The organism is Plantactinospora sp. B24E8 (genome assembly GCF_039871735.1).
Classification (GTDB): domain Bacteria; phylum Actinomycetota; class Actinomycetes; order Mycobacteriales; family Micromonosporaceae; genus Plantactinospora.
In genome coordinates this window covers 163,622-181,306 of the sequence record NZ_JBDPMH010000014.1, presented here as the reverse complement: position 1 = coordinate 181,306, position 17,685 = coordinate 163,622, and the positions used below count along the sequence as shown (strand labels likewise).

At 73.3% G+C, this 17,685-nt stretch carries 11 protein-coding genes; 2 read left to right on the top strand and 9 right to left on the bottom strand.

Annotation, left to right across the window (positions count from 1 at the left end; genetic code table 11):
- From ABGB21_RS21300 to ABGB21_RS21275, 6 genes are all read right to left on the bottom strand, one after another.
- Nucleotides 1–1,687 (bottom strand): condensation domain-containing protein (locus tag ABGB21_RS21300; RefSeq protein ID WP_347679186.1); only part of this gene is annotated, 1,687 nt, incomplete at its 3' end.
- Nucleotides 1,684–6,687 (bottom strand): amino acid adenylation domain-containing protein, encoded by a 5,004-nt coding sequence (locus ABGB21_RS21295; RefSeq protein ID WP_347679184.1) that lies wholly within the window; start codon nucleotides 6,685–6,687, stop codon nucleotides 1,684–1,686. The genes ABGB21_RS21295 and ABGB21_RS21300, both read right to left, overlap by 4 nt.
- A 57-nt stretch (nucleotides 6,688–6,744) precedes the next feature.
- Nucleotides 6,745–9,234 carry an ABC transporter permease gene (locus tag ABGB21_RS21290; RefSeq protein WP_347679182.1) on the bottom strand — a complete coding sequence of 830 codons (2,490 nt, stop codon included), beginning with the start codon at nucleotides 9,232–9,234 and terminating at the stop codon, nucleotides 6,745–6,747.
- Between the two features lie 105 nt (nucleotides 9,235–9,339).
- Nucleotides 9,340–10,086 carry an ABC transporter ATP-binding protein gene (locus ABGB21_RS21285; RefSeq protein WP_347652556.1) on the bottom strand — a complete coding sequence of 249 codons (747 nt, stop codon included), beginning with the start codon at nucleotides 10,084–10,086 and terminating at the stop codon, nucleotides 9,340–9,342.
- A 14-nt stretch (nucleotides 10,087–10,100) separates the two neighbouring features.
- Nucleotides 10,101–11,486: a condensation domain-containing protein gene (locus tag ABGB21_RS21280; RefSeq protein WP_347652557.1), complete on the bottom strand. Its 1,386-nt coding sequence runs from the start codon at nucleotides 11,484–11,486 to the stop codon at nucleotides 10,101–10,103.
- A gap of 103 nt (nucleotides 11,487–11,589) precedes the next feature.
- On the bottom strand, nucleotides 11,590–12,582 hold the full coding sequence (locus ABGB21_RS21275) for a LysR family transcriptional regulator (RefSeq protein ID WP_347652558.1): 993 nt from the start codon (nucleotides 12,580–12,582) through the stop codon (nucleotides 11,590–11,592).
- A gap of 205 nt (nucleotides 12,583–12,787) precedes the next feature.
- On the opposite strand from ABGB21_RS21275, the gene ABGB21_RS21270 reads away from it, so the two are divergent.
- Entirely contained in the window at nucleotides 12,788–13,912 is a 1,125-nt protein-coding gene (locus ABGB21_RS21270) for a lytic polysaccharide monooxygenase (RefSeq protein ID WP_347652559.1), read from the top strand.
- A gap of 20 nt (nucleotides 13,913–13,932) precedes the next feature.
- Here ABGB21_RS21270 and ABGB21_RS21265 read toward each other — a convergent pair whose 3' ends face one another.
- Complete coding sequence (locus ABGB21_RS21265; protein ID WP_347652560.1) at nucleotides 13,933–15,087, bottom strand: low temperature requirement protein A; 1,155 nt, start codon at nucleotides 15,085–15,087, stop codon at nucleotides 13,933–13,935.
- Between the two features lie 101 nt (nucleotides 15,088–15,188).
- Here ABGB21_RS21265 and ABGB21_RS21260 point away from each other — a divergent pair, with 101 nt between their 5' ends.
- Nucleotides 15,189–15,590 carry an NUDIX domain-containing protein gene (locus ABGB21_RS21260; protein WP_347652561.1) on the top strand — a complete coding sequence of 134 codons (402 nt, stop codon included), beginning with the start codon at nucleotides 15,189–15,191 and terminating at the stop codon, nucleotides 15,588–15,590.
- 40 nt (nucleotides 15,591–15,630) lie between these two features.
- Here the strand turns inward: ABGB21_RS21260 and ABGB21_RS21255 are convergent, their stop codons facing one another.
- On the bottom strand, nucleotides 15,631–16,722 hold the full coding sequence (locus ABGB21_RS21255; protein WP_347652562.1) for a PIN domain-containing protein: 1,092 nt from the start codon (nucleotides 16,720–16,722) through the stop codon (nucleotides 15,631–15,633).
- Nucleotides 16,723–16,742: 20 nt separating this feature from the next.
- Nucleotides 16,743–17,654, bottom strand: coding sequence for a DUF2726 domain-containing protein (locus ABGB21_RS21250; RefSeq protein WP_347652563.1), 912 nt, complete (start codon nucleotides 17,652–17,654; stop codon nucleotides 16,743–16,745).
- Nucleotides 17,655–17,685: the final 31 nt, after the last annotated feature.

The window sequence follows — 17,685 nt, the reverse complement described above, 5'->3', positions numbered from 1 at the left end:
GAGCAACCCGATTCGCCCGCTCATTCACCTCCCCATACGACAACTCCACACCACCCGCCACCACCGCCACCGCACCCGGCGACCGCACCACCTGAGCCTCGAACAACTCATGCACCCGAGCCGTGACGGGTACGGTGCGGACCGGCGGCCGGGTCAGCAGGGCGAGTTCCTCCGCGTCCAGCAGCGCCAGCGCGGAAACCGGTGTCTCCGGACGCTCCGCCACCCCGGCGAGCAGCCGCGTCAGATGCCCGGCCAGCCGGGAGACGGTCGCCGGGTCGAACAGCGCGGTCGCGTACTCGAGGTGGCCGCGCAGCGCTCCGCCGGGCAGCTCGTCGAAGAGCGCGGTGAGGTCGAACCGGGACACGGTCGAGGCCGCCGACAGCGGCTCCACCGCCAGACCCGACAGCTCGAACGCCTGCGTCCGGGCCCCCTGCACGGTCAGCGCGACCTGGAAGAGCGGCGTCCGGGACATGTCCCGCTCCGGCTGCAGCTCGTCCACCAGCCGGGCGAACGGCACCTCCTGGTGGTCGAACGCGCCGAGCACCGCCTCCCGGGTCCGGCCGAGCAGTTCGACGAAGGTCGGGTCACCGGACCACGCGGTCCGGACCACCAGGCTGTTGATCCCGTACCCGACCAGGTCCCGCAGCTCGGGGCGGGACCGGCCGGAGACCATGGTGCCGACCGGCACGTCGGTCTGCCCGGTGTACCGGGACAGCAGCGCCTGGAACGCGGTCATCAGCACCATGAACAGGGTGGCGTCGTGCCGGGACGCCAGTTCGCGCAGCCGTCCGGCGAGACTCTCGGGCAGGTCGAACGAGTGCACCGCGCCACGCCAGTCCCGAACCGCCGGGCGGGGTCGGTCGGCCGGCACCTCCAGCGGGGTCAGCCCGGACAGCCGGGTACGCCAGTAGTCCAGGTGCCGGTCGTCGCGGGCCCGTTCCCAGGCGGCGTAGTCGGCGTACTGGATGGGCAGCGGCGGCAGCGTCCCGCCGGCGTACAACCGGGCCAGCTCCCGGCCGACGACCCCGAGCGACCAGGCGTCGCAGGCGATGTGGTGGAAGACGAGGACCAGGACGTGGTCGTCGTCGGCGAGGCGCAGCAGACCGGCCCGCACCGGCCACTGCTCGGCCAGGTCGAACGGGGTACGGCAGTCCTGTTCGACGAGCCGGTACGCGGCCGCCTCCCGCTCCTCGACGGTGTCGCCCGGCACCTCGACCACGTCGAGGCGGACCGGCCGGACCTCGTCGACCACCTGGACCGGCGCCTCGTCGGCGCCCCGACCGGTGAGCGTGTACCGGGTGCGCAGGATCTCGTGCCGGGCCAGCAGTGCCTGCCAGGCCGCGCCGAGCCGGTCGACGTCGAGCGGACCCCGCAGTCGCAGCGCGAGCGGGACCAGGTACTCCGGGCTGTTCGTCTCCAGCCGGTTGAGGAACCACATCTGCTGCTGTCCGTACGACAGCGGCAGCGGACCCGACCGGTCCGCCCGGCCGATCGTCGACCGCCGGCCGCCGATGGACCGGCCGGCCAGCCGGGCCCGGAGCAGCTCCTCGCGGGCCGCCGCCAGTCCCGGGCCGCCCCCGGTGCCACTCCCGCCGGTGGTGCCGTTCCCGGTGCCCGCGCCGGGCCCGCCGGCCGCGCCGTTCGACTCCGTCGCCGTGCGCACTGCGTCGATGTCCCCTGTGGTCATGCCTGCTTCCCCTCCTGCCGCGACGGGTGCTGCGCGGCCGACACCTCGGCGTCCGACAGCTCCGCGATCTGCGCTCTGATCAGCTCTTCGACCGCCGTGCCGAGCTGCGCCACAGTCGGCCGCTCGAACACCGTCCGCACGGTCAGTTCCACGTCGAACTCCTCCTGCAGCCAGGAGGCCAGCCGGACGGCGAGGATCGAGTCCCCGCCCCGGGCAAAGAAGTTGTCGTGCACACCCACCCCGGTGACCCGGAGCAGTTCCGTCCAGCCGGCGGCGATCCGCTCCTCCACCGGGTTGCGGGGTGGCACGTGGTCGGCGTCGGCGGCGACCGCCGCCCCGTCCGGGTCAGGCAGGGCCCGCCGGTCGAGCTTCCCGTTCACGGTCAGCGGGATCCGTTCCACCGCAACGAACGCCGCCGGCACCATGTAGTCCGGCAGTACGCCGGCGAGCCGCTCGCGCAGCCCGGTCAGGGTCGGCAGCTCGCCGTCAGGGACGAAGTAGCCGACCAGCCGGGTGTCGTCGGTGAGGACCACCACCGCCTCGCGGACCGCCGGATGCGCGACGAGCGCCGCCTCGATCTCGCCGAGCTCCACCCGGTAGCCCCGGATCTTCACCTGGTGGTCGGCCCGGCCGACGAAGTCCAGCGTGCCGTCCGGCCGACGTCGGGCCAGGTCACCGCTGCGGTACAGCCGGCCCGTTCCGACCGGGTCGGGGACCTCCGCCGGGTACGGGTCCGGGACGAACCGTTGCGCGGTCAGCTCCGGACGGTGCAGGTAGCCGCGGGCCACCCCGGCACCGCCGACGTGGATCTCGCCGGGGACGCCGACCGGCACCGGCCGGCCGGACTCGTCCAGCAGCACCACCCGCAGGTCGGGCAGCGGTACCCCGACCGGGCTGACCAGGGGCGTCTCCAGGTCTACCGGGGTGATCCGGTGGTAGGTGACGTGCACCGTGGTCTCGGTGATGCCGTACATGTTGACCAGCTCGGGTCGGTCCAGGCCGAACCGCCGCGCCCAGGGCAGCAGGTCGCCAACCTCCAGCCGCTCGCCGCCGAAGACCACCGTCCGCACCGCCAGCCGGTCCAGCCGGGGGTCGCCGTCGCGGGCCAGCCCGACCAGCGCCCGGAACGCCGACGGGGTCTGGTTCAGCACCGTCACCCGCTGCGCGACGAGCAGGTCGACGAAGGCGTCCGGGTCGCGGGTCACCTCCCGGGGGACCACCACCAGCCGACCGCCGTACAGCAGCGCACCCCACAGCTCCCAGACCGAGAAATCGAAGGCGTACGAGTGGAACAGCGTCCAGACGTCCCGGTCGTCGAAGTCGAACGCCGGCTCGGTGACGGTGAACAGGCGCAGCACGTTGGCGTGGCTGAGACAGACCCCCTTCGGCCGGCCGGTCGAACCCGAGGTGTAGATGACGTACACCAGGTTGTCCGGGGTGACCCCGGTCTGCGGGTCGTGCTCCGGGCAGCCGGCCAGCAGGTCGGCGTCCCGGTCCAGCAACACCAGCGTCTCCGGGGCCGCCCCGGCCAGCCGGTCCAACTGGTCGCCACGGCTCACCACCACCCGGGCCCCGGCGTCGCGGACCAGGTAGCCGGTCCGGTCAGCCGGCTGGGCCGGATCCAGCGGCAGGTAACCGGCGCCGGCCTTGAGCACCCCGAGCAGCGTCGGCACCAGGTCGGGTCCGCGTTCCAGGCAGACCCCGACCAGGCTCTCCGGGCCCACGCCGAGCGAGCGCAGATGGTGGGCGAGGCGGTTGGCCCGGGCGTTCAGTTCGGCGTACGTCAGCGACTCCCCGTCGGCGACCACCGCCACCGCGTCCGGGGTCCGCGCCGCCCGCGCCGCGAAGACCTCGTGCAGGCAGCGCTCCGGGGCGGCGGCCGGCCACACCGGCGGGGCGAGCAGCACCGCCCGCTCCGCAGCGGTCAACAGGTCCAGTTCGGTCAGCGGGGTGTCGGGGGCGGCGGTGACCCGGTCCAGCAGCCGGACGAAGTGGTCGGCGATCCGCTCCACCGTGGCGTGGTCGAACAGCGCCCGCGAGTACTCGAACGCCCCGGTCAGCGAGTCGTCCGGGTGCCGCTTCAGGTACAGCGCCAGGTCCGTCTTGGCGATCCGCCAGGAGGTGAGGAACGCGTCCAGGTCGCCGTCGGCGGTCCGGGCGGTCGTCAGGTCGTCGTCGTGCAGGTCGAAGGCGACCTGGTACAGCGGGGTCCGGGACAGGTCCCGCTCCGGCTGCAGCTCGTCGACCAACCGCTCGAACGGCGCCTCCTGGTGGGCGAAGGCCGACCGGGCGGTGTGGCGTACCCGGGCCAGCGCCTCGAGGTAGCTCGGCTCGCCGGCCAGCCGGCAGCGCAGGACCAGGTTGTTGAGGAAGAAGCCGACCACGTCGGCCACCTCCGGCCGGGTCCGTCCCGCCACCGGCGAGCCGACCGCGATGTCGTGCTGCCCGGTGTACCGGCGCAGCAGCGCGGCGAACGCGGTGAGCAGCGTGACGAACCGGGTCGCCCCGTGCGCGCGACCCAACTCGGTCAACGCCCTCGCCAACGGCGCCGGTACGGTGAACGACACAAAAGCGCCGGCCGGGTCGCGTCGGGGCGGCCGGGGCCGGTCGGTGGGCAGCTCCAGCGGCGCTATCCCGGCCAGTTCGGTACGCCAGTACGCCAACTCGTCGGCGAGGACCGGCCCGGTCAGCCGGGCGCGCTGCCAGGCGGCGAAATCGGGGTACTGCACCGGCAGGTCGGGCAGCGCCGGCGCCCGACCGGCACGCAGCGCGTCGACCACCTCCCGCAGCTCCCGTTCCAGAATCACCGCGGACCAGCCGTCGCAGGCGATGTGGTGGATGGTGACCAGCAGCGCCTGATCGGTGTCGGAGACCCGCGCCAGCAGGGCCCGCCACAGCGGCCCCTCGGCCAGGTCGAAACCGCGCCCGAACTGTCGACCGAACCACCCGGCCAGGTCCCCGCCGGTCGCGTCGACCACGGTCAGCTCGATCGGCGCCGGGTCGACCAGCACCTGACGCGGTTCACCGCCCTCGTCCGGGTACCGGGTGCGCAGCGCCTCGTGCCGGCCGCCGAGCACGTCCAGGGCGCGGCGGACCAGGTCCGGGTCCACCGTCGCGGGCAGCCGGACGAAGAGCGGGGTCACCCACTCCGGGCTGCCCGGTTGCAGACGGTCCAGGAACCACTGCCGGTGCTGGCCGAACGAGAGCGGCAACGCGCCGTCGCGGGACACCGGTACGACCGGCGGCCCGGCCGGCCCGGACCGGGTCAGCAGCAGCGCCTGGCGTTCCACCGTGGACGCGGTGAACAGTTCCGCCAACGGCAGCTCCACCCCGGTGCCGGCGCGCAGCCGGGCCAGCAGCCGGGTCAGCAGCAGCGACGTCCCGCCGAGCTGGAAGAAGTCGTCGTGCGCGCCGATCCGGTCCACGTCCAGCAACGCCGACCAGGCCGCCGCCACGGCCCGTTCGGCGTCGTCGCGGGGCGCCAGGTACGGCGGGCGGACGTCGGTGTCGCCGATCACCGGCGGGAGGGCGGCCCGGTCCACCTTGCCGCTGGTGGTGAGCGGGAACTCGGCCATCGGGACGAGAATCCCCGGGATCATCGCCTCCGGCAGCCGCTCCCGCAGGAAGCCGCGCAGTCCGTCCGGTACCTCGCCGAGCAGGTAGCCGACGAGCCGGTGGCCGCCGGAGGTGTCCGGCACGGCGGTGACCGCCGCACCCCGGACCGCCGGATGGCTGACCAGGGCCGCCTCCACCTCGCCCGGCTCGACCCGTACCCCGTTGACCTTGATCTGGTGGTCGCGCCGGCCGACGTACTCCACGGCGCCGTCGGCACGCCAGCGGACCAGGTCGCCGGTGCGGTAGAGCCGGGACCCCGGCGGCCCGTACGGGTCGGGCACAAAGCGTTCGGCGGTCAGGTCCGGCCGGCCGAGGTAGCCGTGCCCGAGGCCGACACCGCCGGCGTACAGCTCGCCGACCACCCCGATCGGGACGGGTTCACCGGCGTCGTCCAGCACCAGCACCCGCAGGTTGTCGATGGGGCGGCCGATCGGCACCGGCCCGGTCGCCTGTGCCGGGTCGAACTGGTACGCGGTCACGTCGATCGCGCACTCGGTCGGCCCGTACGTGTTCCACACCTCCGGCTTGACCCGCTCCAGCAGCCGTTGGCAGAGCTCGGCGTGCAGTGGTTCGCCGGCCGAGAAGAGCAGCCGCAGCGTCCGGCAGTCAGCCAGTGCCGGCTCCTGCACCAGCAGCCGCAGCACCGACGGCACCACCTGCAGGACGGTCACCTCGCCGTCGGCGGCGGCCCGGGCCAGCAGCGCCGGGTCCCGCTCGGCACCCGGCGGGGCCAGGACGACGGTGCCGCCGCTGACCAGCGGGGCGAAGATCTCCCAGCCCGCGGCGTCGAAGCTCATCGCGGTCTTGTGCAGTACCCGGTCGGCCGCGCCGAGCCCGTGCCGGCGGACCGTCCAGCCCACCCGGTTGGCGATGCCGGCATGGCTGATCAGCACCCCCTTGGGACGGCCGGTGGAACCGGAGGTGTAGATCGCGTAGGCGACGTCGTCACCGTGCGGCCCCGGTTGCACCGCCGGGGCATTCCCGGCCGCGTCGGCCACCGCCGGTCCGGTGCCCACCGGCACCGGCCGTACGATCCGTACCCCGTCGACCCCGGCCCCGTCGGTCACCAGCAGGGCGGCCCCGGTGTCGGCGAGCACCCAGGCGGCCCGCTCCGGTGGATGACCGGGGTCCAGCGGCACGTACGCCGCGCCCGCCCGCCAGATGCCGAGGAGCGTGGTCACCAGCTCGGCGCTGCGGGCGAGGCTGACGCCGACCAGGGCGCCCGGCCGGACCCCCTCGGCACGCAGCAGCCGCGCCACCCGATCGGCGCCCACGTCCACGTCGGCGTACGTCAGGTGGCGCGGACCGTCCACGACCGCCACGGCGTCCGGGGTGAGCCGTGCCTGGTGCGCGAACAGACGGGGAAGTGTGGCACCGGTCTGCATGGGCACAGCCTCGACGCGCCCGCTATACCGCCCCTATATCCCCGACCGACGGCCGGATCACTCCCGGGCGGCGACGAGCTGCACCGCCGGCCCCCGCAGCGTGTTCCGGACCGTGACCAGCGCGCCGAGCAGCACCAGCAGCGTGCTGGCGCCGAGCAGCACGCCGGCCAGCAGCCACGGCACCCGGACCGGGGTCGCCCCGACCAGACCGGACAGCGCGGCGAACAGTCCGGCCAGGTTGACCGCGGTGGCGGCGGCCGCCAGCACCAGACCGACCCCCACCACCAGCAGCGACTCGGCGGCGACGACCCGGAGCACCTGGCGGGGCGTGGCACCGGTCAGGCGCAGCACCGCGAACTCGCGGACCCGGCCGGCGGCCGCCATGATCATGGTGTTGACGATGGCAATCGCGCTGTAGAGGGCGGTGACCACCAGCATCACCGCGATACCGGCGGTGCTGCCCTGCGGTGTTCCGCCACCGCCCGCCCCGACGTAGCCGCTCCGGTCGGCGAGCCGGGCACCGAACTCGGCGGCGATCGTGGTGATCCGGGACCGCAGCTGCGCCGGGTCGCCGCCCTCCGTCGGCACCAACACCTCGTCGGCCAACCCACCGACGGCGTGGTTCGCCGCGAGATAGGCGTCCGGGGTGCCGATCCCGGTGGCGACCAGGGCCACCACCCGCAGCGTGCTGCGCCGGCCGTCCGGCAGCCAGAGGTCGACGGAGTCCCCGACCGGGATCTCCCAGTCGTCGGTCAACACCACCGTGCGGTCGGACAGCTCACCGAACGAGCCGTCGACCACGTCGAGTCGCACCGTCCGGGCCAACGCGGCGGGATCGACCGCGACCGCGTCGTAGTCGCGCAGGCTGCCACTGTCGAAGCCGTACACGGTCAGCGGCACCGGGGCGGCCGCCTCGACCCCGGTCGCCGCCGCGATCCGGTCGGCGAGCACCGGGCTGATCCCCGGCGTACCGTCGGGAAGCAGCACCAGGTCGGTGGCGAGTTGGCGCTCCCGCTCGCTGGTCCGGGCCTCGTCGATGGTGTCGAGCGCGCCGAGCAGCGACACCGCCAGACCGACGGTGAGCAGCACCGGCGCGGCGGTGCCGGCGGTACGTCGGACCGCGGCCAGGGTGTTCTCCCGGGCCAACAGCCCGGTCGCGCCGGGCAGCCAGGCCAGCGGCAGGGTGACCAGTCGGGTGAACGGTGGGACGATCGCCGGGGCGAGCAGTGCCACCGCAGTCACCGTGAGGATCAGGATCCACAGGTAGATCACCGGTACCGTGGCGATCAACGGCTGGACCCGGGCGACGAAGACCATGCCACCGACAGCGCAGCCGAGCAGGGCCAGCCCCCAGATCCACCGTCCCCGGGTCATCGGCCGGTCGTCCACAGTCGCCTGACGCAGCGCCTCGACCGGCGCCACCCGGCCCGCCCGGCGGGACGCCGTCCACGCGGCGGTGAGTGCCACCCCCAGCCCGACGACCACCGAGAGGGCCAACGGCGCCGGCGTGGGCGCGGCCGAGAACCACTCCGGGGCGATGCCGTCGGCGATCAGCCGGTCCGCCAACGCCGGCCCGGCCAGCGCCCCGAGCAGGCAGCCGACGAGGGAGCCGGTCAGCCCGACCGCGCCGGCCTCCGCGAGCACCATCCGGCGCACCTGGGCCGGGGTCGCCCCGACGGTACGCAGCAGCGCGAACTCGCCCCGCCGCTGGGCGACCACGAAGGCGAACGTGGAGGCGACCACAAAGATCGCGACAAAGGCGGCGATCCCTCCAGAGACCCCCAGCAGGGTACGGGTGTTCAACAGCCGTTGCCGGTCCTCGGCGGCGGCCGGCTCGGCGGTCCACCGCTCAGCACCGGTGAGCACCTCCGCCTCCGGTCCCACCGCGCTCTCGACCGCGTCCGGGGCGCCGGTCGCGACGAGCGCGTCCACCGCCGGCGAGAGCTGCCGCGCCTCGGCGTCGGTGAAGAACACCGCCGACTCGAACGCCACCGGGCGGGTCAGCCCGGAGACGGTGTACTCCCGGGGACCGTCGGCGGTCAACACCCGTACCCGCTGGCCCACCGTGCCGGCGCCCTCCGGGACGGCCACCTCGCCGTCGGCGGCCGGCGGGCGACCGGCGGCGAGCTGGTACGGCGTGAACGCCGCCGTCGCCCACGGATGTCCGACCTGGTCGGCCGGGCCGTCGGCGAGCTGGGCGTAGAAGGTGCGGTCCTCGACGACCGGGCTCACCGCGGCGACCCGGGCGATCAGCTCCGCCGACAGCGGGGCCGGGTCGGCGCGGCGTACCGACTGCGGGCCGTCCCCATCCTCCTCGTCGTCACCGCCGTTGCTGGCGGCGTCGCCCGGCACGGTCAACTCCACCGGTCCCCGGACCACCACGGGCGCGGCCGCGAAACGCTGCGGTTCCCGCTGCGGCGCGGAGAGGGTGCCCGCCAGGACCAGCGCGATCGCCGAGATCATGCCGACACCGAGGGCGAGTGCGACGAAGGCGCCCAGCACGCTGGTCCAGGCGGCACGCAGCGTCGCCAACGCCAGCCCGATCACCGAGCCCCGCCTTCCGTTCGCGACCGCGGGGCTCGCAAAAACCGCTCACTCCTCGCGCTCACGGTGCCCACCGCTGTTCGCGACTGCGGGGCTCGCAAAAACCGCTCACTCCTCGCGCTCACGGTGATCCCTCCCGATGTGGGACATCCGGGCAGCGACCGCGTCGGCGGTCGGCTGCTCCAGCTCGCCGGCGAGCCGACCGTCGGCGAGAAAGACGACCCGGTCGGCGTACGCGGCGGCGACCGGGTCGTGGGTCACCATGATCACGGTCTGGCCGTGTTGCCGGACCGTCTCGCTGAGCAGCCGCATCACGTCCTGGCCACTGGCGGTGTCCAACGCGCCGGTCGGCTCGTCGGCGAAAACCACCGCCGGACGGGTGATCAGCGCCCGGGCGATCGCCACCCGCTGCTGCTGGCCACCGGAGAGTTCGGCCGGCCGGTGTCCGGCCCGCCCGTCCAGCCCCACCGCGGCCAGTGCCTGCCGCACCTCGTCGCGACCAGGTCGGCGACCGGCGAGACGCAGCGGCAGCGCCACGTTCTGCGCCGCGGTCAGTGACGACACCAGGTTGAACGACTGGAACACGAACCCGATCAGCCGGCGTCGCAGCAGCGTCAACTTCGTCTCGTCCAGTCCGGTCAGGTCGGTGCCCCCGACCGTCACCCGGCCGGCGGTGGGCTGGACCAGCCCGGCCGCGCACTGCAGCAGGGTCGACTTGCCGGAACCTGACGGGCCCATCACAGCGGTGAAGCTCCCGGTGACGAAGGACCGGGTCACCCCGGCCAACGCCACCACCTCGCTCTCCCCGCGCCCGTACGTCTTGCGTACCTCGTCCAGCCGTACCGCGTCAGTCATCGACCCGACCTCTCTCACGAGTCCACCCCACCGGTGCCGAGCGCGAGCAGGGCACGCAGTTCGGCGGGATCGACCAGCGGTGTCCTGCTCACCAGGGTGTCCGGGTCGCCGGCCGCCACCTCGACAAACCGGGTGTACGCGGCGGCGAACCGTTCGACGGTCGGCGGCTCGAACAGGTTGGCGTCGTACTTGACCACGGCGGAGAGCCCACCGGTGCCGCTGGTCCGCAACTCGACCAGCACGTCGAACTGACCCTCCATCTGCGGCAGGTCGAGCAGGGCGAGGCGCAGGCCGGCATACTCGACCTCGGCGCCCTCGACCTCGCCGGGCGGGACCATCGGCAGTGGCGGGTCGAGCCGGTCCGCGGCCAGCAGGGTCACCGCCACGGTGAAGACCGGCGCGGACCGGGCCGGCCCGAGCAGCGCGGTGAGCGCCGGGTACGGGAAGCCGGCGTGCGCCATCGCCTGGGCGACCTCCCGGTACGCGGCCCGGGCGGTGGACGCGAAGGTCGCCTCCCGGTCGAAGTGGGCCCGCAGCACCGTCGAGTTGGCCAGGTAACCGACCACGTCCCGCAGCTCCCGGCGGAACCGGACGCTGACCGGGCAGCCGATCAGGAAGTCCGTCAGGCCGGTGTAGCGGTGCAGCACCGCCTGCAGGGCCCCGAGCAGCAGCGCGAACGGGGTCACCCCGCAGTCCCGGGCGGCGACCCGTACCCGGTCGGCGAGTGGGTCGGGAAACCAGACGGTGTGCGAGGCGCCCCGGAACACCGGTGTCGCCGGGCGGGGACGGTCGGCGGGGAGTTCGGCGGCCGGCACTCCGGCACAGAGGTCCCGCCAGTAGCGTTCCAGGACCGGTCGGCGGTCGGAGTCCAGCAGCGCACGTTCGGCGGCCACCGCCGCCTCGAAGCCGCCGCCGGGCAGTGGCGGGAGCGCGCCGTCGGATTCGTACGCCCGGAACAGGTCGCGGGCCAGCAGCCACTGTGACGTGGCGTCGCTGGCGATGTGGTGGGTGACCAGCACCAGCACCGCGTCGGCGGGCCCGTCCCGGAGCAGTACCGCCCGCAGCGGCACCTCCCGGTCCAGCCGGAACGGCTCCGCCGCCACCGTCCGGGCCGCGGTGGTGAACTCCTCGGCGGGGGTGGGCCGGACCACCAGCCGTACCCGGTCCGCCGGGCCGATCCGCCGGACCGGCGTTCCGGCCTGGTCCACGATGGTCGACCGGAGAACGTCGTGCCGCTCGGCGACGGCGGTCAGCGCGCGTTGGAGTCGGGGCGGATCGACGGCGGTCCGGATCCGCACCGCCAGGAGGACGTTGTAGGCCGCGCTCTCCGGCGCCATCCGGTACAGGAACCAGAGCGCCTCCTGACCCATCGACAGCCGCCGGTCACCGTCGCTGCTCATCCACTCCCCTTCGCCGGGCGGTCACGGGCCCGTCGGAGGGGCGACCGTGGTCATGCGGAACCACGCGCACGGCAGGCGCGCCGGATCAGTCTGCCGGTGCCACCTATATTTCCCGTATAGGAGTGTTTTGGGAGTGCTTTGCGGAGGGGCCGCCGCCGGCTGGCCGGCTCTCACCGGGAGTGACGGCAGCGCCTGCGGTCACCAGGGCCCGCACCGCGGCGGCGACCGCCGGACGCTGCTCCGGGCCGGCGGACCAGACCGCCCAGACCCGCCGGCGCGGCTGCTCCGGACCGGCCAGTGGGACCAGCGCCACCCCCGCCGGGCAGGGGGTGACGGCCAGCCGGGGTACCGGTGCCACGCCGAGCCCGGCCGCGACCAGGGCGAGCAGCACGGAGAAGTCGTCGCCGAGATAGCGGACCTGGGCGGCGGACCCGGACCGGACCGAGGGCATGGAGGCGTCCGGCGCCACGATCACCTCGGCCGGGTCGAGGGTGGCCAGGTCGACCGCCGGCCCGGTGGTCAGCGGATGCCCGACCGGCACGGCCAGCACGACCGGCTCGTCGTAGAGCGGCGTGGTGGTCAACTCGGTGCCCATCTCCACGGGGCCGTAACCGAAGACGACCGCGAGATCCACGTCGCCGTGCCGGAGGGCGGTCAGCGCCGGACCGGTCTCCAACTGGGACAGCACCACCCGCACCCGGGGTGTCTCGTGGCGGAACGCGGCCAGCGCGGCCGGGACGAGGGTGCGGCAGGCGGACAGGAACGCGGCGATCCGGACCGTCCCCAGTAGTCCCTGCCGCAGGTCGACGAGGTCCTCGCCGAGCCGGCCCACCCGTGCCCGCAGCGTCTGGTGGTGGGCCAGGACCAGTTGCCCGGCGTCGGTGAGCGCCACCGGCCGGCGGTGCAGCAGCGGCGTGCCCGCCCACCGTTCCAGCGCGGCGACCTGCTGGGAGACCGCCGACTGCGTCAGGTGGAGCCGCAGTCCGGCCTGGGTGAACGAGCCCGTCTCGGCGACCACGGCGAGCGTGTCCAACCAGGCGAGATCAAAAGGCGCGGGCAGGGTCTGGTCGTCGCGCCAGGCGGAGGAGATGGACACCCGTCGAGGTTATCGGGACCCGGTGACGGTCACCGCCCGATCAGGCCGACCGAACTTCTTTGTTGGCATACCAAACTATTGACAGGCAGGTGGGCCAGGTGTGAACCTCAGCGCAGGGCAGCGCCGCCGAGCCGGGCGGTCGTGCGGGGCACCGGGCAGCTCCCGCGTTCGTACCCGATCGTTCGTCAACGTCTGGGGAGCCCCCATGTTCTCATTCGCCCAACACCCCACCCCCGCCCGACGCGTCCCGACGACGCTGCTGCGGATCCTCGCGGTCGCCGCGGCCGCGATCGTCCTGCTCGCCACCGCCCTCGCCGACACCGCCGAAGCACACGGTTCGACGATCAACCCGGCGTCCCGCAACTACGGCTGCTGGAAGCGCTGGGGCGGCGACTTCCAGAACCCCCGGATGGCCACCGAGGACCCGATGTGCTGGCAGGCCTGGCAGGCCGACCCGAACGCCATGTGGAACTGGAACGGCCTCTACCGCGACGGCGTCGCCGGCAACCACCAGGCGGCGGTGCCGAACGGACAGCTCTGCAGCGCCGGCCAGACCGGTGGCGTACGGTACGCCGCACTGGACAACCCGGGCGCCTGGCAGGCCACCCCGGTCGGCAGCAACTTCGGCGTCACCGTGCACGACCAGGCCCTGCACGGCGCGGACTACTTCCGGATCTACGTGACCCGGCAGGGCTTCAACCCGCTCACCCAGCGGCTTACCTGGAACGACGTCGAACTGGTTCGAGAAACCGGGCGGTACGCCCCGGGCGCCGGCACCCGGGAGAACGACCCGGTACTCAACGGCGTCTCCAACACGATCAACGTCAGCGCGCCGGGGCGTACCGGGCGACACGTGGTCTACACGATCTGGAAGGCGAGCCACTCCGACCAGACGTACTACTGGTGCAGCGACGTCACCTTCGGCGGCTCGGGCGGCAACCCGAATCCGACCACCCCGCCGACTCCCCGGCCGACCACCCCGGCGCCGACCAGCACCCCGCCGGCCACCACCCCGCCGGCCGGCGGCTCCGGGAGTTGCTCGGCGACGTACACGGTGACCGGCAGTTGGTCCGGTGGCTTCCAGGCCGACGTCCGGGTCACCGCCGGCAACGCCGCGATCAACGGTTGGACGGTGAACTGGACCTTCGCCAACGGCCAGCAGATCAGTAACAGCTGGGGTGCCACCATCAGCGCCAGCGGATCCGCCGTCACCGCCCGCAACACCGGGTACAACGGCAGCCTCGGCGCGGCCGCCAGCACCACGTTCGGCTTCCTCGGTTCCTGGACCGGCAGCAACGCCGTACCGGCACTGAGCTGCACCGCGGCCTGAGCCGTGCGGGAGGGCCCTTCCTATCGCTCTCGAGGTGGGATGGGCCCCGTCCGCACGTTGTCGAACACCGCCAGTGCCGTGACCGCGGCGATCACCAGGCCGAGTTCGAGCGTGGCGTCGACCAGGCGTCCCACCGGCATCGTGGCCAGGACCACCGCCGCCGCGACCAGACAGCTCGAGGGCGGGCGGATGCGCAGGGTAGCCCGGAACCCGGCGAGACCGAGCAGGAAGAGCCCTACCCCGCAGCCCAGGGTGATCGCCGCCGACCAGCCCACCGGCTCGCCCGGACGCCTGACCATCGCGTGGACGGCGGCCGCCGAGCTGAGGATGCCGAGCACGATCGGAATGTGCGCGTAGAGGTACGCCTTCTCGGCGAGCCGGGTACGGCGGACCGGATCGGCCTCGGCCAGGGTGTGTTCGGCCGTCCGGATCCCGGTGAAGTAGTTCCACCACAACGCGGCCGGCAGCGCCAATGCCAGCACGACCATGCCGACGGTCGCGGAGGTGAGGTGCCGGCTCTCGACCCCCATCCCGATCGCCACGACCGACTCGCCGAGCGCCAGGATCAGCAGCAGGCCGTGCCGTTCGACGAAGTGCGGTGCCACGATGTTGACCTGTCGGATGCCGCCGGCCCAACTGTTTGCCGGCAGGACCTGCGGAAGCACCGCCTGGACGACAAACGCCGCCACCCAGAGCAGGTAGTTCAGCGGCGGGTCGACAAACGCGGCCCCGATGATCAGCGCCACCCCGCCGAGACTGAACGGCGCCAGCCGGTAGATGGCCGACCGGACCCCGGACCGCAGGAACATCAGCAGGTGCACGGCGGTCGCCACCAGCAGGCCGACGGCGAAGACCAGCGCGGTGTCCCCGAAGGCTTCCGGCACCCCCACCGCCGCGATCAGCGACCCGGCCATACCGGCGAAGATCAGAAGCCTCCGGACGGCCGGGCGCGGCGGCACGTGGTTGGTCAGCCAGACGTACCCGTCGTAGAGCCACCACAGCACACCGAAGAGCAGCAGGACCCGACCGGCACCGCCCAGGGTCAGATCCGCCTCCAGCACCCGGGTGAGCTGGGTCAGGGTGAAGACGAAGACCAGGTCGAAGAAGATCTCCGCCTGCGTCACCCGGTCGGGCCGCAGGTCGCCCGACCCCTCCTCCCGTTCCCTGGCTAGCATCGCAGGTCAGCCTAGTGATCGGGGCACGGCCGAGAGGTGGAATGCTGTCTTCCGCCGATACGACAGACGACTTCCGCAGACGCGACAGAAGGGGCGGGACGATGACCAGGGTGATCGACAAGGTGGCCTGGATCAGGATCGAGGACGGCCGGATCCTCAGCACCCGTTCGCGGGGCAAGGACGTCTACTACCTGCCCGGCGGCAAGCGGGAACCGGGCGAGAGCGACATCGAGACCCTGCTCCGCGAGGTCGAGGAGGAGTTGACCGTCTCCGTCCTGGCCGAGACCGCCCGGCCCGCCGGGGTCTTCGAGGCGCCGGCACACGGCCACCCGGCCGGCGTACGGGTCCGGATGACCTGCTACACCGGCGACTACCGGGGCACCCTGACACCGAGTTCGGAGATCGCCGAGGTGGTCTGGCTCGGCTACGCCGACCGCGACCGGGTCTCCCCGGTCGACCAGGTGATCTTCGACGAGCTGCGCGCCGCCGACCGGCTGCGGTGAAGCGGCTCGGTCGACCGGCGGTCAGCGGCGAACCGGTCGGTCAGGAGGCGTGGGCGGTGAGCAGGTAGTCGTCGGCCTCCGGGCTCCACGCCAGCTGCACCGCACCGCCGGTGGCGGCCGCCCGGCAGAACTGCAGGAAGCTGCGGTAGCCGAGCTTCTTCTCGCTGAACTCGGGTCGGGCCCGCCGCAGCTGGTTCTTCAACCCGGACAGGGCCACCGTGCCGTCGCCGCCGGCGACGTCGAGCACCACGGTACGCAGCAGCGCGAACGCCACCTCACGGTCGCCGTGCTCGGGCAGGGTGACCTCCGGGTCGCCCTTGGCCGGGCCGTCCGCCAGCTCGATCACGTTGTGGTCGGCGAGGTGCCGCAGGAGTTCACCGAAGGCCCGGAACCCGAAGTCGGACTCGCTGAAGGTCGGGTCCTTGCGCAGCAGGGTGCGCTTCAGCGTCGAGGCGGTCACCGCCCCGCTGGAGCTGCCCTGCAGACCGGCGACGGTCTGGGCGACGAGGACGGCGAGCGCGTCGACGTCCCGGACCGGCTCCTCCACCGCGGGCTCCGGCTCCTCCACCGTTGGCTGCCGCTCCGGCTCCGCCGGCCGCCGCTCGGGCCCGGCCGCCGCCACGGCGCGGCCGCGACGGCCCCGCGCCGCCGGTACGTCCACGCCCTCCAACCGGTCGTAGTAGAGGAACTCGTCGCAGGCCGGCGGCAGCAACGCCGAGGTCGACTGCTCGACACCGACCCCGATGACCCGCTTGTTGAGCTCCCGGAGCTTGTGGACCAGCGGCGTGAAGTCACTGTCGCCGGTGCAGATCACGAACGTCGAGAGATAGCTCCGCTCGAACGCCAGTTCCACCGCGTCGACGGCCATCTTGATGTCGGCCGCGTTCTTGCGGGAGGCGCCCATCCGTTGCGGTATCTCGATGAGCTCCACGTGCGAGCGGGTGAGCATCCGCCGGTCCTCGTCGAAGAACGACCAGTCGGCGTACGCCCGGCGGACCACCACCCGGCCGCGCTCGGCGAGGGCGTCGGCGATCGGGCGGAAGTCGAAGGCCATCCCGCCGAGGTGGTCACGTGCCCCCAACGCGAGGTTCTCGTAGTCGAGAAACAGGGCGATCCGCTCTTCTTGCTCCACCGCGACAGCCTACGCCCGCCCTATTCGAACGAGACGTGGTCGAAGGCGTACGGGTTGACCAGTTCATCCCGCCGCCGCCGCAGTACGTCGAGTTCGGCGGCCAACCGGTCCCGGTCCCGCAGCGGGAACGCGACAAGTTCCCGGAGCCGCAACCGCTCCCCCACCGCCATCGTGGCGAGGTCCTCCGCGAGCCGGGCCGGTTCGATGCCGCAGGTGAACCGGTGCTGCCAGATCCGGACCCGCTCGAAGAGGTAACCACCGGGACGGACCTGCAGCCAGGCCCAACCCTCGGCCGGACCGTCCTTCCAGTCGAGCTGCAGGCTACGCAGGATCGGGTCGACGAGTTCCCGGTCGACGTACGCCTCGACGGCCGCCGCCTTCGCCACCGCGCCGAGGTCGTTGACGTGCCCGCTCCGGCCGTCCGGCAGCCGACCGACGATGTCCCGGTAGGTCAACGGCGCGGTCGACGTCAGATCGTCGACGTCGGCCGGATCCCCGGCCACCGCGTGGAACGCGCTGGCGTCGATCAGGTACTCCACGATCCGACGGGCCCGTGGTCCCGGCCGCAGCGTCGGCGACTCGATCCGGACCAGCTCCAACCCGACCGCCTCGCAGACCGCGAGTTTCATCCGCTCGCCGCGCTGGACCTGAGCGGTCTGCGTCTCCGGGTCGACGAACTCGACCGCGAACGGCGCCACCCGGCCGTCCGGATCGGAGACCACGAAGTCGAAGGCGCTCCGGCTGGCCGAGTTCCACTGGTTGGCGGTGATCCCCGCCGGACGGCGTGGCACCAGTTGACCGAGCCGCTGGTGCGGTCGGGCGACCCGGCCGGCCCGCTCGAAGCTGCCGCTGTCCGGCCCGCCCGCCGCCACGTCGCCAGGGAGCCCGCTGGAGTACACCGACGGGTTTCCGTCGCTGCCGGTCTTCACCATCTGTCCCCTGGTCCGTCACATCCGCCGTTCG

Bases quoted from the DNA above. Each gene is read 5' to 3' on its own strand.
- ABGB21_RS21295 (WP_347679184.1), bottom strand. From the start codon at position 6,687: ATGCAGACCGGTGCCACACTTCCCCGTCTGTTCGCGCACCAGGCACGG.
- ABGB21_RS21285 (WP_347652556.1), bottom strand. From the start codon at position 10,086: ATGACTGACGCGGTACGGCTGGACGAGGTACGCAAGACGTACGGGCGC.
- ABGB21_RS21280 (WP_347652557.1), bottom strand. From the start codon at position 11,486: ATGAGCAGCGACGGTGACCGGCGGCTGTCGATGGGTCAGGAGGCGCTC.
- ABGB21_RS21270 (WP_347652559.1), top strand. From the start codon at position 12,788: ATGTTCTCATTCGCCCAACACCCCACCCCCGCCCGACGCGTCCCGACG.
- ABGB21_RS21265 (WP_347652560.1), bottom strand. From the start codon at position 15,087: ATGCTAGCCAGGGAACGGGAGGAGGGGTCGGGCGACCTGCGGCCCGAC.
- ABGB21_RS21260 (WP_347652561.1), top strand. From the start codon at position 15,189: ATGACCAGGGTGATCGACAAGGTGGCCTGGATCAGGATCGAGGACGGC.
- ABGB21_RS21250 (WP_347652563.1), bottom strand. From the start codon at position 17,654: ATGGTGAAGACCGGCAGCGACGGAAACCCGTCGGTGTACTCCAGCGGG.